General features: G+C 62.2%; 12 protein-coding genes. 6 read left to right on the top strand and 6 right to left on the bottom strand.

All coding sequences use genetic code 11. The annotated features are described in order from the left end of the window. The first annotated feature begins 127 nt into the window (after positions 1-127). The gene (locus WCL10_RS08090; protein ID WP_336895138.1) at positions 128-1372 is read left to right on the top strand and encodes a M20 family metallo-hydrolase; all 1245 of its coding nucleotides are present in this window, start codon (positions 128-130) and stop codon (positions 1370-1372) included. 24 nt (positions 1373-1396) lie between these two features. On the opposite strand, the gene WCL10_RS08085 is transcribed toward WCL10_RS08090, so the two are convergent. From WCL10_RS08085 to WCL10_RS08060, 6 genes are all read right to left on the bottom strand, one after another. After that, a complete protein-coding gene (locus tag WCL10_RS08085) occupies positions 1397-2584 on the bottom strand; it encodes a hypothetical protein (RefSeq protein ID WP_336895137.1) in 1188 nt (395 codons plus the stop codon). A gap of 95 nt (positions 2585-2679) precedes the next feature. Further along, positions 2680-5136 carry a TonB-dependent receptor gene (locus WCL10_RS08080; RefSeq protein WP_336895136.1) on the bottom strand — a complete coding sequence of 819 codons (2457 nt, stop codon included), beginning with the start codon at positions 5134-5136 and terminating at the stop codon, positions 2680-2682. Between the two features lie 19 nt (positions 5137-5155). Next, the gene (locus WCL10_RS08075) at positions 5156-7573 is read right to left on the bottom strand and encodes an FAD-dependent oxidoreductase (protein WP_336895135.1); all 2418 of its coding nucleotides are present in this window, start codon (positions 7571-7573) and stop codon (positions 5156-5158) included. Continuing rightward, a complete protein-coding gene (locus WCL10_RS08070; protein ID WP_336895134.1) occupies positions 7573-8469 on the bottom strand; it encodes a fumarylacetoacetate hydrolase family protein in 897 nt (298 codons plus the stop codon). The genes WCL10_RS08075 and WCL10_RS08070 overlap by 1 nt, the downstream gene beginning before the upstream one ends. Further along, positions 8469-9260: a fumarylacetoacetate hydrolase family protein gene (locus WCL10_RS08065; protein ID WP_336895133.1), complete on the bottom strand. Its 792-nt coding sequence runs from the start codon at positions 9258-9260 to the stop codon at positions 8469-8471. The genes WCL10_RS08070 and WCL10_RS08065 overlap by 1 nt, the downstream gene beginning before the upstream one ends. An 8-nt stretch (positions 9261-9268) precedes the next feature. Beyond that, a complete protein-coding gene (locus WCL10_RS08060; RefSeq protein WP_336895132.1) occupies positions 9269-10183 on the bottom strand; it encodes a branched-chain amino acid transaminase in 915 nt (304 codons plus the stop codon). 200 nt (positions 10184-10383) lie between these two features. On the opposite strand from WCL10_RS08060, the gene purU reads away from it, so the two are divergent. The 5 genes from purU to WCL10_RS08035 all read left to right on the top strand — a co-directional run bounded on the left by purU (position 10384) and on the right by WCL10_RS08035 (position 14589). Beyond that, positions 10384-11217: a formyltetrahydrofolate deformylase gene (gene purU, locus WCL10_RS08055; protein WP_336895240.1), complete on the top strand. Its 834-nt coding sequence runs from the start codon at positions 10384-10386 to the stop codon at positions 11215-11217. A gap of 50 nt (positions 11218-11267) precedes the next feature. Next, complete coding sequence (locus tag WCL10_RS08050; protein WP_336895131.1) at positions 11268-12575, top strand: aspartate aminotransferase family protein; 1308 nt, start codon at positions 11268-11270, stop codon at positions 12573-12575. Between the two features lie 432 nt (positions 12576-13007). Further along, positions 13008-13172, top strand: a complete 165-nt coding sequence (locus WCL10_RS08045) for a hypothetical protein (RefSeq protein WP_336895130.1) — start codon at positions 13008-13010, stop codon at positions 13170-13172. Between the two features lie 130 nt (positions 13173-13302). Further along, positions 13303-13467: a hypothetical protein gene (locus tag WCL10_RS08040; RefSeq protein WP_336895129.1), complete on the top strand. Its 165-nt coding sequence runs from the start codon at positions 13303-13305 to the stop codon at positions 13465-13467. Beyond that, a protein-coding gene (locus WCL10_RS08035; RefSeq protein ID WP_336895239.1) for an IS3 family transposase occupies positions 13421-14589 on the top strand; the annotation gives its coding sequence in 2 pieces (ribosomal slippage) (positions 13421-13682 and positions 13682-14589; 1170 coding nt in all). Before WCL10_RS08040 ends, WCL10_RS08035 begins: the two co-directional genes overlap by 47 nt. Positions 14590-14725: the final 136 nt, after the last annotated feature.

Here is a 14725-nt window from a genome sequence, read left to right as displayed (position 1 = left end):
AAGCACATCCCCTCAATCCCACTTTGGGCAGCCCGGTGCAACAATTTTCGATAGACGGGATAAATGTCGAAATTGATTGACAGGAGCAGTCGTCGTATCGATGTTGATTAGGCAGAAGGACGTGGCAATGGCGACGCAGACCAATCTTTCGATCGACCCCCGCCGGCTGTGGGACAGCATACAGGACACCGCTCGGTTCGGCGGTACACCCAAGGGCGGGGTGCGCAGGCTTGCCTGTACCGGCGAGGACAAGCTGGTGCGGGATTGGTTTCGCGCAGAATGTGAAGCGATCGGCTGCAGCGTCGCGATCGACCGATGCGGTAACATGTTCGCGACATTTCCTGGGCGCAACCCTGCTTTGCCGCCGATCGCCACTGGATCTCATCTCGATACGCAGCCGACCGGCGGCAAATATGACGGAATTTTGGGCGTGCTCGCCGGGCTCGAGGTGATCCGCACGCTTGCCGAAACCGGCTACCAGACCAATGCGCCGTTGATGGTGGTCAACTGGACCAACGAGGAAGGCTCGCGCTTTCCGCCGGCTATGCAATGTTCGGGCGTTTATGCTGGCGCTTTCGCACTCGACGATGCGCTTGCCACGCCTGATCGCGAGGGCGTCACGCTGGGGCAGGCGCTCGATCTGATCGGTTATGCAGGCGATGAGCCCATCCGCGCCGATCGCTTCCAGGCGATGTTCGAGCTTCATATCGAGCAAGGCCCGATCCTCGAAGCAGAGCAAATGACGATCGGCGCCGTCCTGGGCGTGCAGGGCATTCGCTGGCACGAGGTCACGCTGTACGGCCAGGATGCGCATACTGGCGCGACGCCGATGAATTTGCGGCGCGATGCTTTATGCGGCATGGCCGCGGTGGTGACGGCGTTGCAGGATATCGGCCGGCAGCATGCCCCCGGCGTGGCCAGCGTCGGGCTGGTCGAAAATCGCCCCAATAGCCGCAACGTCGTGCCCGGCGAGGTGTTCTTCACCGTCGACCTGCGCCACCCCGATGAGGCGATGCTCGACAAGATGGAAGCGGCATTCCTGGCGCGACTGGCGGCGGCGGCACAGGCAAACAGCCTGGAGGTGGCACAGCGGCGGATCTGGGAGTCGCCGGCTGTCGCGTTCGACCCGATCATGATCGCATGCGTCAAGGCGGGGGCGGAGAAAGCCGGGCTGGCAACGCGCGACATGATTTCCGGAGCAGGCCACGATGCCGCCTATATCGCCGCCCTGGTGCCGACGACGATGATCTTCGTGCCGTGTGAAAAAGGGATTTCCCACAACGAGAGCGAGGCCGCGACGCTGGAGGATTGCGCCGCAGGTGCACAGGTGCTGCTCAACGCGATCCTTGAATATGACACTCGGCTGAGCTGACTCTGACGCCTGACACTCAGCCCATCATGCGGTTTGTACCGTGCCTGCCGCAAAGGCGCGATGCGAGCGGTACACCCACAGGATGAGGACCATGCTGACGATCGCGGTGACCGCAGCCATGGCGTACATCAGGCTGAAATTGGCACCCACGATCAAGATGCCGCCTAGCGCCGGCCCGAGCGTGCCGCCGACCGCTTGCGCCGCGGGAAGCTGCGACGAGTAGGCTCCGTCGACATCGACCTTGGCGATCGCCTCCATTTGATAAGGAACGACGAAATTCCACGCCGAGGATTGCACCATCAGCGCAAGACCGAACGCGGTGATCGAATGGCCATGCGCCAGGAGCCACATCGAGGCCACGAACGCGGCGCTACCGACGATCAGTGGCAAGGCAACGCCCAATCGGTCCCCGATCAGGCTTGGCAACAGTGCGGCGAACCCGCTGGCGACGAGGACAATGGCGATCACTTGCCCGACCGCGATGTCCGACACACCATTTGACGCGCCAATGCGCGACAGGAATGCCCAGAATCCGGTTTGACCGATGAAATAGACCAATACGCCCAGCAATCCGATCATCGGCGCGAGCCGCAGCCTTCGGCGCGGCGCGCTCGCGAGGGGCATGTCGGCGACCGTCCCGGCCGGCGGGGTATGGAAAGCTACGACGGCGGGATAAGCAAGGAGCAACAGCGCGGCCACCGCCCAATAGAGCCCGGCCGCGCCAAACCGCGGCATTATTTCCACGGTCGTTGCATAGACCATCAGTCCGGACAGCGTGGTATGCGCGACGATCGCGGCACCATAGAGCCGCTTGGGGTCGTGCGACCGTCCAATTGCGCAAAACAGACACGTGAACAGCGCCCCGCACGCCCCACCGATGATGAAATAGGCGGCCGCGCTGACGCCGTAACCGGCGTGCATCACGAAGATCAGCGCCAGCGCCTTGACCGCAATCGCGATGCCCAGCACGAGCTTCCAGGATACGCGATTGAGCCACGCCAAGCCGCCCAAGTTGAACAGCATCTGGCCTGCCAGATAAGTCGATCCCAAATATCCGACCTGCGCTTCGCTAAGCTTGAGCCGAACCGCGCTTTCGTTGAGAAAGACCGGCAGCATGTTGTAGAACAGGTTCGCAACCGCCATCAGCACACACACGGTGATGAATTCCCGCGTGAATACGCGCTGCTGCCAGCTGCCCTGCGCGAGTGCCATCCGTCGTCCTACCTTGAACCGCCGGCCAGCATCGCTGGCCGGCTTACATCACGTCGCCGGGACGTCGGGCACCAACCGGTGACCGCGCCGCTCATTTAATGCCGGATCGAGACCGTCACACCGACCGTGCGCGGCGTACTGACGAATTCGACCGGGTCATAGGTCTGCGCCAGCGCTTCGCCCGCCGGATCGGCGAACCGGTTATAGTAGCGCGAATAGGCGCTCACGCCCTTTTCGTTGAGGATGTTCCGCGCAAAGACCTTGAAGGTGATCTTGTCGGTCGCGTCATAAGAGAGAAATCCGTTGACCATCCCATAGCCGCTCAAGCGCCGGTATGCCGCGGTGTTCGTGACGATCTGGTTGTTGAAGCTGGACCGATAATTGCCGTCGAGGTGGACATTGATGGCATGCCCGTTGCCGATCGGCACAGGCAAATCCGCTCCTAAACTAAGCTGGTGTTTGGAAACGCCCGGCAGGCTGGTGCCCTTGACGCCATCGAACCCGCCCGGCCGCGTGAAGCTGTCGGTCAGCACTGAATCGGTATAGGCATAGCCGCCGTTCAGGTTGAGCTGTCCGATCCGGACGCCTGCTTCCAGCTCGAACCCCTGCGAGCGGGCTCCCTCGCCATTGACGATGATCGGTGTGCCTGCCGCCGAGCTGACGCTCAACTGGATGTCGGTCCAGTCGATCTTGTACACCGCGGTCGAGTAATGAAAGCTGCCGATTTTGCCCTTCACGCCGAGCTCGTAATTATTCGCACGATCCGACTTGTATGGAATGAGATCGGCTGAATCGCACAGGCCACAGGTGCCGACCGGAAATGCGTTTGCCCCGCCTGCCCGGAAGCCCTGGCTGAAGGTGAAATACGCCAATTGGTCGGGCGCGAAATCCCAGCTGGCGTTGGCTTTAAAGATATGATCGCTAAACGATCGCGCACCCTGGCCCGTCGACGTACCAAGCGAATCGGACCCGAAAGTGGTGCCGGCATAATAATAATGCTGTACCGTATCCTGCCGGAATTTTTGCCAGAACTGGCGGAACCCGCCGGTGATTTTCACGGCAGGGGTGATCTTGTAGCTCAGCTCGCCAAAGGCGGCGACGTCCCGGAAGCGAACGTTGCGGCTGAAATCGAACGCCGTGTCGATCGGCCGGTTAGGCACAGTGCCGGGCGGCGTACCGCCGAAAAACGCCGGTACGTCATCGACGAAGCGGCCGCCCGCATCGCCCGAGCCGGGCAGGTTGGCCCAGGACGTAATCCCAGGGATTATGTCGTACTGGAAGACGGAACTCTTGCGGTATTGATAGTAACCGCCAAGAACATAATTGAACCGGCCATCACCCGGCGAGACGATGCGCACTTCTTCCGTAAACGCCCGGTCCTTATAGGCATTGTAATCGATATCCGACAGTCGGGGGAACCCACCATAATAATAGGGCAGGTTCTCCACGATGCCGCTATTGTCATACTGACCATCGGTATCGACCTGATAATAGCTCGACGACGAGGTCAACGAGGCGAAGCCGAGCTCGACGATCGCGGTTGCGGAATAAAGATCGGTTTCGGTGGTGCTCGGTTCCACGCCGACATGGCGCAGCAACTGATAGTCCGACCCTGGATATTCGTAGTTGAACCCGTTGCTGTCGTCGCGCTGATGCTGATAGGCGAGTTCGAGATCGATCGGGTCGATCGGGCGCCAGCGCAAGGCCGCACGGACGCTCCAGCTTTTGCCCGCATTAACATCTCTCAATGACCGGGTAGTAAAACCGCTCGTGACGGGGTTGGCCGGATCGGCGAGCACAGGCTGCGGCGAATTGGCTCCCGCCCCCGGCGTGTACACCACCGCTTGGGTTGCGTCGATAAAGCCCGCGGCCCGCTCGTAACTGCCCGACACGCGAAGCGCGAGTGTTTCGCCGAACGGCACGTTGACGGTTGCGTTGAAGTTGTAGTTCGGCTCATGCGCGTTTTGCGTGCCGGAGACACCGCCTTCGGCATTATAGTCGAAGCTCTTGAAATCGGGCCGATTATGGATCGTCCGGATGGTCCCTCCGACCGAACCGGCACCGAACAACGTGCCTTGCGGCCCTCGCAATACCTCGACGCGATTGACGTCGATCAGCTTCAGATTCACGAATAGCGGCGTTTCATCGATATAGCTCGAAACCGCCGAACCGCCGAGATTGGGAAAGCTGCTCGACAAGCTGTTTAGTGACGACGTGTTGACGCCGCGAATGATAAAGCTGTTGTTGATGCTGTTACCCCGCTGCCCGTAATCGGGGCCCGCGAGACCCGGGACCAGCGCGCGGATCTGGTTGATGTCGGTGATTCCGGATCGCGCCAGCGTGTCCGCGCCAACGGCCGATATATTGTACGGGACGCGCAGCGTGCTTTCAGCGCGCCGTGTTGCCGTCACGATGATGTCGCCGGTATCGACCGGCGCGGCATCGGCCTGGCTTGCGTCGGTCGGCGGTGCTGGAGCCTCCTGGGCCGCGGCGATTGAGGAATATGACGCCAGGATCGTTCCCAGGGCCGTTCCGAGTAAGAGCTGTTTCATAACCTCCCCTTTGTCGAACTCATGATCTCATCTTGAGCCCCGCCGGATCATAGGCCGGTGCTTTGCGCACTCTGGCCGGACGGTTGTCGCCCAGTATTTCCACCTGCAAATCGTCTTCGGTGCCGGCGTCGGCATCGAGATAGCCAAGCGCCACGCAGTGGCCGACACGGTGCCCGAAGGCAGCCGATGTAATGAAGCCGACCACGGCATCGCCGCTCACCACCGGCTCGCCGCCCCAGGGCTCGGCATTGTCGGTGTCGATATCGAACATCGTATAGTGGCGGCGCGGCGCGGTATCGCGCGCAGCCAGCGCGGCCGCTCGTCCGACGAATTCGCCTTTGTCAAACTTCAACAACCGGGACATGCCCGCCTCGACTGGATCATAATCAGGCGAATATTCCAGCCACCATGCGCCGTAACCCTTCTCGATCCGCATCGCGTCGAGCGCACGAACCCCGGCCAGCGTGAGCCCAAGATCCGCCCCGGCGGCAAGCAACGCGTCGAGCAACGGGCGGTGGCCTGTGCCGGGCAGCAGGATTTCGAACCCGAGCTCGCCGGTATAGGCGAGACGCATCAGAATCGCCTCGGCGGTCGGGCCAATCGCGATGCGGCGCACCTTCGCATAAGGCAGCGTTTCCGCCGAGACGTCCTCATCGGTCAGCCGGCCAAGCAGCGCGCGCGCATTGGGGCCCGAGATCGAGAAGCCGGTATGCGAGGCGGTGAGACTGTGCACCTCGACCCCCGACGCAGGGAGATAATCCTGCCAATAACGGTGGTGGAAGCGATCAGCCGAGCCCGATCCGGTTAGGATGAACTCGTCAGCCGCAAGCCGAGCGACGGAGAATTCTCCGAGCAGCCGCCCTCTGGGGCTGAGCATCGGCGTGAGCGCGATCTGGCCGTCCTTCGCGGGCATGCGATTGGCCATCATCCGCTCGAGCCAGCCGAGCGCGCCCGAACCGGCCACGCGGTGCTTGCCGTAGGTTGAAATGTCGATCAGCCCAACACCGGCTGCCGTACCGCGGCACTCCGCGCCCACCGGCGCAAACCAATTGGGCCGCCGATACGTCAGCGAATCACGCGCCTCCACGTCCTTGGGGGCGTACCACAAAGGGAATTCGAGGCCGTCGCTGGCACCGGAAACGGCACCCTTTGCCTGCAGAGTCTCATAGGCGTTGGTCGTCCTGACCGGACGGCCGGCCTCGCGCGCCTCATAAGGGTAAACGGTCTTGAAGCGCGTGGCGTACATGTCGCCGGTGCGCGCCCTGACATAGTCCTTGCCGGCCCAGCGACCGTAGCGCGCGACATCCCACATGAAGACGTCCATCGGCGGCTCGCGCTCGGTCATCCATGCCGCCAGCACCATGCCGATCGCCGCCGATTGCGAAAAGCCGCTCATCACACCGCAGGCGGTCCAGTAATTGGCCTTGCCGGGATAGGGCCCGATTAGCGGCGCCAGATCGGGCGAGAAGATCATCGGCCCATTAATGACGCGCTTGATCCCCGCCCGGCCCAGGCAAGGCACGCTCTCGACCGCCTGCATCAGGTTGCTCTCGATGCGCTCGACGGCGTTGGGCAACAATTCGTGGCCGAAATCGAGCGGCGTCGATCGCTCGGCCCAGTGCGTGCAGGGGCTTTCATACACCCCCAGCAGCAGACCCTTCATTTCCTGCCGCATATAATATTCGGCATCGGCATCCGTAATCAGCGGCAGTTCGAAGCCGAGCGCCTCGATCTCGGGAATGCTTTCGGTGACCAGATAATGATGCTCGACCGGCATCAGCGGCAGATAGACGCCCGCCAGCTGCGCCACTTCGCGCGCCCACAAACCCGCCGCGTTGACGATCCTCTGGGCATGGATCGTGCCTTGCGGGGTGACCACGTCCCAGCTCAGATCGGGCCGTTGATTGGTCTCCAGGACCGGCGTCTGCAGCACGATCTGCGCACCAGCGGCACGCGCGCCGGCGGCAAAAGCGTAAGTCACGCCTGAGGGATCGACATGGCCATAGGAGGGCTCGAACAAGGCTGCCTTGACCGTCGCCGGGTCCATCACCGGCGCCTTTTCGAGCAATTGTTCGGCCGTCAGCCAATGCGTTTCGACACCGTTGCGCTTGGCCAGCACATGGTGGAGCTTCATTTCCTCGACCCGCTCGTCGGTGCGACCGATGGAGATTTCGCCGACATGATGGAAGCCGCAGGATTGCCCCGTTTCGGCTTCCAGCTTGGGATACATCTCGAAACTATATTTGTGCAGGAACGTGGCGTTGGCGCTGCCGCCAAAGGCACCCGTGCCGCCCGCCGCGTGCCAGGTCGAACCCGCAGTCAGCTGGGTGCGCTCGAGCAGAACCACGTCCTTGATGCCCGCCCGGGCGAGATGATAGGCGATGCTGCACCCGGTGACGCCACCGCCGATGATCACCACGTCGGCGGTCGTCTTCATCAATAGGCCTCTTGCACGGTATTGCGGATCATGCCGAGGCGTTCGATCTCGACTTCGACAACATGGCCGGCGCGCAACCAGCGCGGCGGGGTGTGCGCCTTAGCGACGCCCGCCGGCGTACCGGTGGCGATGATGTCGCCGGGCTTCAACGTCATGATCCGGGACAGAAAGGCGATGATGTCCGCCACGCCGAAGATCATCGACGCAGTGTTACCATTTTGCAGAACTTCGCCGTCGACGCGGGTCTGGACGCGCAGATTCTGGATATCGTCGATTTCATCCATCGTCACGACCGCCGGACCGCACGGCGCGAAGGTGTCGATTGCCTTGCCGCCGGTCCATAACTGGTTGGCAAGCTGCAGGTCGCGGGCCGACACATCGTTGAACACCATCGCACCGGCGACGTGCGACAGCGCATCGGCGCGATCGATGTAGCGGCCCGCGGTACCGATCACGATCGCCAATTCGGCCTCGTAATCGACTTCGTTGGTGTCGCGCGGCGGCACGATGTCATCGGCGGCCCCGCCAAGCGAATTGGCGTATTTGGCAAAGAAGATCGGGGCGGGCGGCGGTGTAGCACCGACCTCCTCGGCGTGATCATGATAGTTCAGCCCGATGCAGACGATTTTCTCCGGGTCGGGGATCGGCGGCCCGAGGCGGAGCGACCCCAGTGCATGGACATTGCCGGACGCCTGCATTTGGCTCAGCTCCGACGCGCTGACTTGTCCGAGGGTGCCGATTTTCGCGCCGAGCGCGCCGATCAGCCGTCGGTTGCTCGATGCGTCGACGTCGAGGCCTCGCGAGGCCAGCAGTGCCTGGGTATCGACCACTTGGTCCCCAATCAGCAGGCCCGGATGCCATGCGCCGGCAAATTCGAACGAAACCAGCCGCGCCATCAGACAAACTCCAGATTGATTGTGCCGAGCACGCCAAAAGTCGCGGTAAGGCGAGAGCCCTTTTGCACGGCAACCGAGCGGACCGGCGAGCCGGTAATGACGATGTCGCCGGCCGCAAGTTCTCCGCCCAGGCCACTGAGCTCGGGCAGCTTGTTTGCCAGCCATGCGAGCGGCGCGGCGGGATGCCCCATCACATCGGCCGCCGGTGCCGCGCCATGCTCGCCGTCGACGCTCTGCGTGATCTCGATCGCGGCGTAATCGATTGTCCCAGGATCGAGCGCAATGTCGCCCAGCACCACATAGCCCGCCCCGGCATTGTCAGCGAGTGAGTCGGTCGCCTTGGCGCGCATCGCGCCGACGCGGCTGTCGATCACCTCGATCGCGGCATAGACTTTCGAGCATGCTGCAATCGCCTGCTCGACCGTCACGCCCGGGCCCTTGAGCGGGCGGGCCAGCTCGAAGGCAAGCTCCGGCTCAGCCCGCGTGTTGGCCTTGCCGGTCACCATCACCGGCTTGTTTGCGGGGAGGAACATGGTGTCGAGCAGGATTCCGAAATCGGGGCCGGTCATGCCGTACATTTCCTGCATCGCCGTCGAGGTGAAGCCGATCTTGTGGCCGCGCGGCTTTCCCCCGTCGGCAATCAGCCGATCGACCAGCTTCCGGCGAACCCTGTAAGCGTCCTCGAAGCCATAATCGGTCGTTTCGCTGGGCGGATCGATCCCGACGCCCGCTTTCACCGCGGCAAACAGACGATCGGCAAGCGCCTCGTGCTGCGCGTCGCTCAGCTTCATTATCGCGCTCACAGCGCCTCGACCCAATGCCGATATTGGTCGATCCGGCCGTGAACCGTCTCAGCAAAGATTTCCTGCAAGCGGCTTCCGATCGGCCCCGGAAAACCGACCTCGCGGTCATCGACCGACGCCACCGAGGCGACTTCGGATGCGGTTCCGCACACGAAAATCTCATCGGCGATATAGAGATCGGCCCGTGAGAGATTGGCAACGCGGACATCCAGACCGAGATCCTCGGCCATCGTTCGGATGGTGTTGTGCGTCAGCCCTTCCAACGCCCCGGCCGATACCGGCGGAGTGAAGATCACGCCGTCGCGCACGACAAAGATATTTTCCGCCGTGCACTCCGCGACCAGCCCTTGCGGGTTGAGCATGATGCAGTCGTCATAGCCGGCCTTACGCGCTTCGGCCTTGCCGAGCGAGGAATTGACGTAATTGCCGATCGTCTTGGCCTCGGGCGGCATGATATTATGGTCATGGCGCCGCCACGACGAAACCTTCATCCGCAGGCCGCGCTTGTTGGTGCTGTCCCCGCGTACCGAAGCCCACGGCCAGCACATCACCGCGATATCCACCTCGCAATTGACGGTATCGAGACCGAGTTCGCCATAACCATAATAGGCCAGCGGCCGGACATAGCAGCTCGACAGCCCCGATGCCGCGACCACGTCGCGGCAAGCCCGCACGATCTCGGCGACCGAATAGGTCATTGGCATGCCCAGAATATGGCCCGAGCGATACAGCCGTTTGATGTGATCGGTCAGGCGGAAAAAACCGGGGCCCTGTGCGGTTTCATAGACGCGGATGCCCTCGAACGTGCCGGTGCCATAATGCAAGGTATGCGTGGCAATATGGACGGTCGCGTTGGCCCAATCGACCATTTCACCGTTCATCCAGATTTTTTTGGTCGGCGTGAGCGGCATTTACCCCCCCTTTCTTTGAACATCCTCTGTTTTTATATTCGACATGTCAAGTAAATTTCGACATATTGTGCGAAACTGCGGTTTGGCGACGTGCCGGTTACCGCAAACATGAGGAGCGCCGGGTGGCTAAAGCGACAAACCGCGAGACACAGGCTTTGTCCTACCTCCAAAATGGTCCCGCGCCGGGGTCATTGGTGCTGATGGTGCAATGCCCCGATGTGAAGGGGGTCGTCGCTGCGGTCGCGGGATATCTTGCCGCGCAGGACTGTTCGATCAGTGAGTCACATCAGTTCAATGATGCAGGCTCGGGTCAATTCTTCATGCGCGTCGCCTTTCGACCGGGTGCGGCAGCCCCTTCCATCGATCATCTCGAAGCGAGCTTCACTCCCATCGCAGCGCAATACGGCATGGAATGGTCGCTGCATGACATCGGCAGTCGGCCAAGGGTGGTGATTGCGGTGTCGAAATTCGGTCATTGTCTCTTCGACCTTCTTCACCGATGGCGCACCGGTCTGCTCAAGGTCGATATTGTCGCCGTCATTTCCAATCATGACGATATGCGATCCTTCACCGAATGGTGCGGCCTGCCCTATATCCACCTGCCGGTCGATCCGGCCGACAAGACGGCACAGCAGACGCGCTTTATTGAGGTTGTCGAGGAATGCCGCGCCGATGTCGTCATCCTGGCGCGCTACATGCAGATCCTTTCTCCCCAGATGTGCGAGGCACTGCTGGGCAAATGCATCAATATCCATCATTCTTTTTTGCCCAGCTTCAAGGGTGCCAGGCCCTATCATCAGGCCCATGGCCGGGGTGTGAAAATCATCGGCGCGACCGCCCATTATGTGACCACGGATCTCGACGAGGGCCCGATCATCGAACAGGGGGTAGAGCGCGTGTCGCACGCGCTTGGCCCCGAGGCGCTGGTCAATACCGGGCGGGACATCGAATGCGCGGTCCTCGCGCGAGCGGTGACTTGGCATTTGGAGCGGCGCGTCATGCTCAACGGCAATCGTACGGTCGTATTCGCCTGACCGGGCCGTGATGGTTCCCACCTGAAATCCGACATAGCAATGAGGTTTCCATGAACACGCCCGATTTCGACGCCTGGTGGATGCCCTTCACGGCCAATCGCCAGTTCAAAGCGCAGCCGCGGCTGCTTACTGAAGCGCGTGGCATGTTCTACCGCTCGGCGGATGATCGCGAGATCCTCGACGGGACGGCCGGCTTGTGGTGCGTGAATGCCGGGCATGGCCGCGAAGAGATTGCCGATGCGGTGTCCCGCCAGATCCGCACGATGGATTTCGCCCCGGCTTTTCAGATGGGGCATCCCATCGCGTTCGACTTTGCGGCCCGGCTGGCCGAAATCGCCCCCGCGGAGATGGACCGGATTTTCTTCACCGGATCGGGCTCGGAATCGGTCGACACCGCGCTGAAGATCGCGCTCGCCTATCAGCGCGCGATCGGACAGGGCACGCGCACGCGCTTCATCGGACGCGAACGCGGCTATCATGGTGTCGGGTTCGGCGGGGTTTCGGTCGGTGGCATCGTCAACAACCGGCGCGTATTCACCAGCCTGCCCGGTGTCGATCACCTGCGCCATACCCATGATCTCGCGCGCAATGCGTTCAGCGCCGATGTGCCGGAACATGGCGCCGAACTGGCCGACGATCTCGAACGTCTCGTCCAGCTGCACGGTGCCGAGACGATCGCGGCGGTGATCGTCGAACCCGTCGCCGGCTCGACCGGCGTGCTGCTGCCGCCAAGCGGCTATCTCGAGCGATTGCGAGAGATCGCGACCCGACACGGCATCTTGTTGATCTTCGATGAAGTCATCACCGGGTTCGGACGGCTCGGTACGCCGTTCGCGGTCGATTATTTCGGGGTGAAGGCGGACCTGATCACCACTGCCAAGGGCCTCACCAACGGCACCATCCCGATGGGCGCGGTGCTGTGCAGCCGAGCCGTCCATGACGGGATCGTCGCGGGGCCGGAAAATGCCATCGAACTATTCCACGGATATACCTATTCGGGCCACCCCGTAGCCTGCGCCGCCGGTCTGGCGACACTCGATATCTATCGACAGGAAGCGTTGCTGACACGCGGGGCCGGGCTTGCCGCGGCTTGGCGCGACCAGCTGCTCGGCTTGCGGGGCGCGCCGCATGTGATCGACGTTCGCACGATTGGTCTGGTCGCCGGGGTCGAGCTCGCGCCGCGCGGCGGGGCACCGGGTACGCGCGCGTACGATGTGTTCGTCGATTGCTTCCGCTCAGGTCTGCTGGTGCGCACAACGAGCGACATCATCGCACTGTCGCCGCCGCTAATCATCGAGCTCGACCAGATCGGCCGCATCGTCGAGACGTTGAGGGCGGCATTGAACAAAGTAGGTTGACCTAAAGCGCAAAGCCGCTGCAGGCAAATGGAGCCAGCGGTGAGGCACGGAGCCGCCATGGCGAACCGCTGCAAAGCCTCGGCGTGCGCCACCTGCGCGCGCCTAAGCAAACCGGCCGTTTTTCAACCAAGTCACCTTGGGATCCTAAATCGCGTTATTGCCATACTATCCGTTTCAAGGTGAGGATCGTTCGACGGTGAGCGGCAAGGACCAATGGGAACACCCGCCATATTGCGGCGACCATCCCCGCTCTTTGAGGCGCTAGTCCTTTCCGGCCTGCGGCCTTCCACGATCAACCCGCAAGGGGTCCGCTATGCAAGCATGCGGCCGCTTGTCGCTGCGCTCTGTCGCGGTGACCGCGGCCGCTGGCCGGATGCGTCGGCGCCTGTCGAGCGGGGATGGCCCCCGCTCCTCGAACGACAGGAGCCAATCATGTCTCTCGATGCCGCCCAGCGCTACGCCTGGAACCTCGCCTGCACCCTCAAGGTAATCATCATCCTGATCGCCACCGACCAGGGATATAAGGTGATGACCAGCGACGACTATGACGGCGACGTCGAGAGGATCGTCCGGGAATACGATCCGTGGAGCGCGTAATCGCCTCCACCAACTTCATTGATTTGGTCGGCGCCGGATTTCCTCCGGCGCTCATTTTTGCTATGATCGATCCCGCGCTGTGGTGGCAGGTGGAGGCGCGTCCGATCATCCATGCGAAGGACGCGACACCATGTTCATCACCTTGCCCCTGGCGCTGATCGGCGTCGGTTTCATGATCTACCTGCTGATCTGCCCCCTTCTGAGTGGTCCAAAATCTCTGTTATTTTGGATCATGAAGGAGTTTGGAAATGGGCAAGAGGCACAAGCCGGAAGAGATCATCGGCAAGCTGCGTGAGGCGGAGATCGTGCTGGCGCAGGGCGGGACGACCGCGGATGCGTGTCGGCGGATCGCCGTTACCGAGCAGACCTATTATCGCTGGCGCAAGGAATATGGTGGTCTGAAGACCGACCAGGCGCGGCGGATGAAGGATCTGGAGAAGGAGAACCTGCGGCTTCGGCGGGCGATTTCTGACCTGACGCTCGACAAGCTGATCCTGCAGGAGGCGGCGCGGGGAAACTTCTAAGCCCCGCGCGCCGACGGCGCTGCATCGATCATGTTCGTAGCACCCTGGCGGTATCCGAACGACGGGTCTGCCGGGTGCTCGGCCAGCATCGATCGACGCAGCGCAAGGTGCCGCGCGGGGCAGATGACGAGGCAGCTCTCACCGATGATATCATTGCCCTGGCGCGGCAATATGGTCGCTATGGCTATCGCCGGGTGACGGCTTTGCTGCGCGACGCGGGCTGGACGGTCAACCGCAAGCGGGTCGAGCGTATCTGGCGACGCGAGGGCCTGAAGGTGCCGCAAAAACAGCCCAAGCGGGGCCGGCTGTGGCTGAACGATGGCTCATGCATCCGGTTGCGGCCCGAGTATCCGGGACACGTCTGGGCATACGACTTCGTCGAGGGGCGTACCCATGATGGCCGCAAGTTCCGCATCCTGACGATTATCGATGAGGCCAGCCGCGAATGCCTCGCCCTGATCGTGGCGCGGCAGCTCAAACACGAAGATGTGCTGGCGGCCCTGGCCGACTTGTTCATCGCTCGCGGGCCACCGGCCAATATCAGGTCCGATAATGGCAGCGAATTTATCGCGACGGCGGTCCAGAAATGGCTCGGACGGATCGGCGTCACGACGCTCTACATCACCCCGGCGTCGCCATGGGAGAACGGCTACAACGAGAGCTTCAACGGCTCGCTTCGCGACGAGCTGCTCAATGGCGAGATCTTCTACAGTCTCGCCGAAGCAAAGGTACTGATCGAAGCCTGGCGGCGGCATTACAACACGATCCGCCCCCACAGCAGCCTAGGCTACCGACCGCCGGCCCCGGAAACGGCTTCTCCGCCATTGCCACCTTCCGGTTCCGCTTCGCTCCACCTCCAGGCGGCAATGGCAACGGCGGCGACAATGCACTAACAATCAACACGGGCCACTCAGTGGGGGCCGGTCAGACGGAGAGGCGCTGATTGCGACGATAGAGCGTCACCTGCCGCTTCCTGCCGCGCAGCGCAGCGTCCTCGCCCCCCGATTCGTCGCTGTCGTCCCCGCGAAA

It is taken from the genome of Novosphingobium sp. (assembly GCF_037133355.1).
Taxonomy (GTDB): domain Bacteria; phylum Pseudomonadota; class Alphaproteobacteria; order Sphingomonadales; family Sphingomonadaceae; genus Novosphingobium.
The sequence above is the reverse complement of the archived record's forward strand: the minus strand, read 5'-3'. Positions and strand labels throughout refer to the sequence as shown.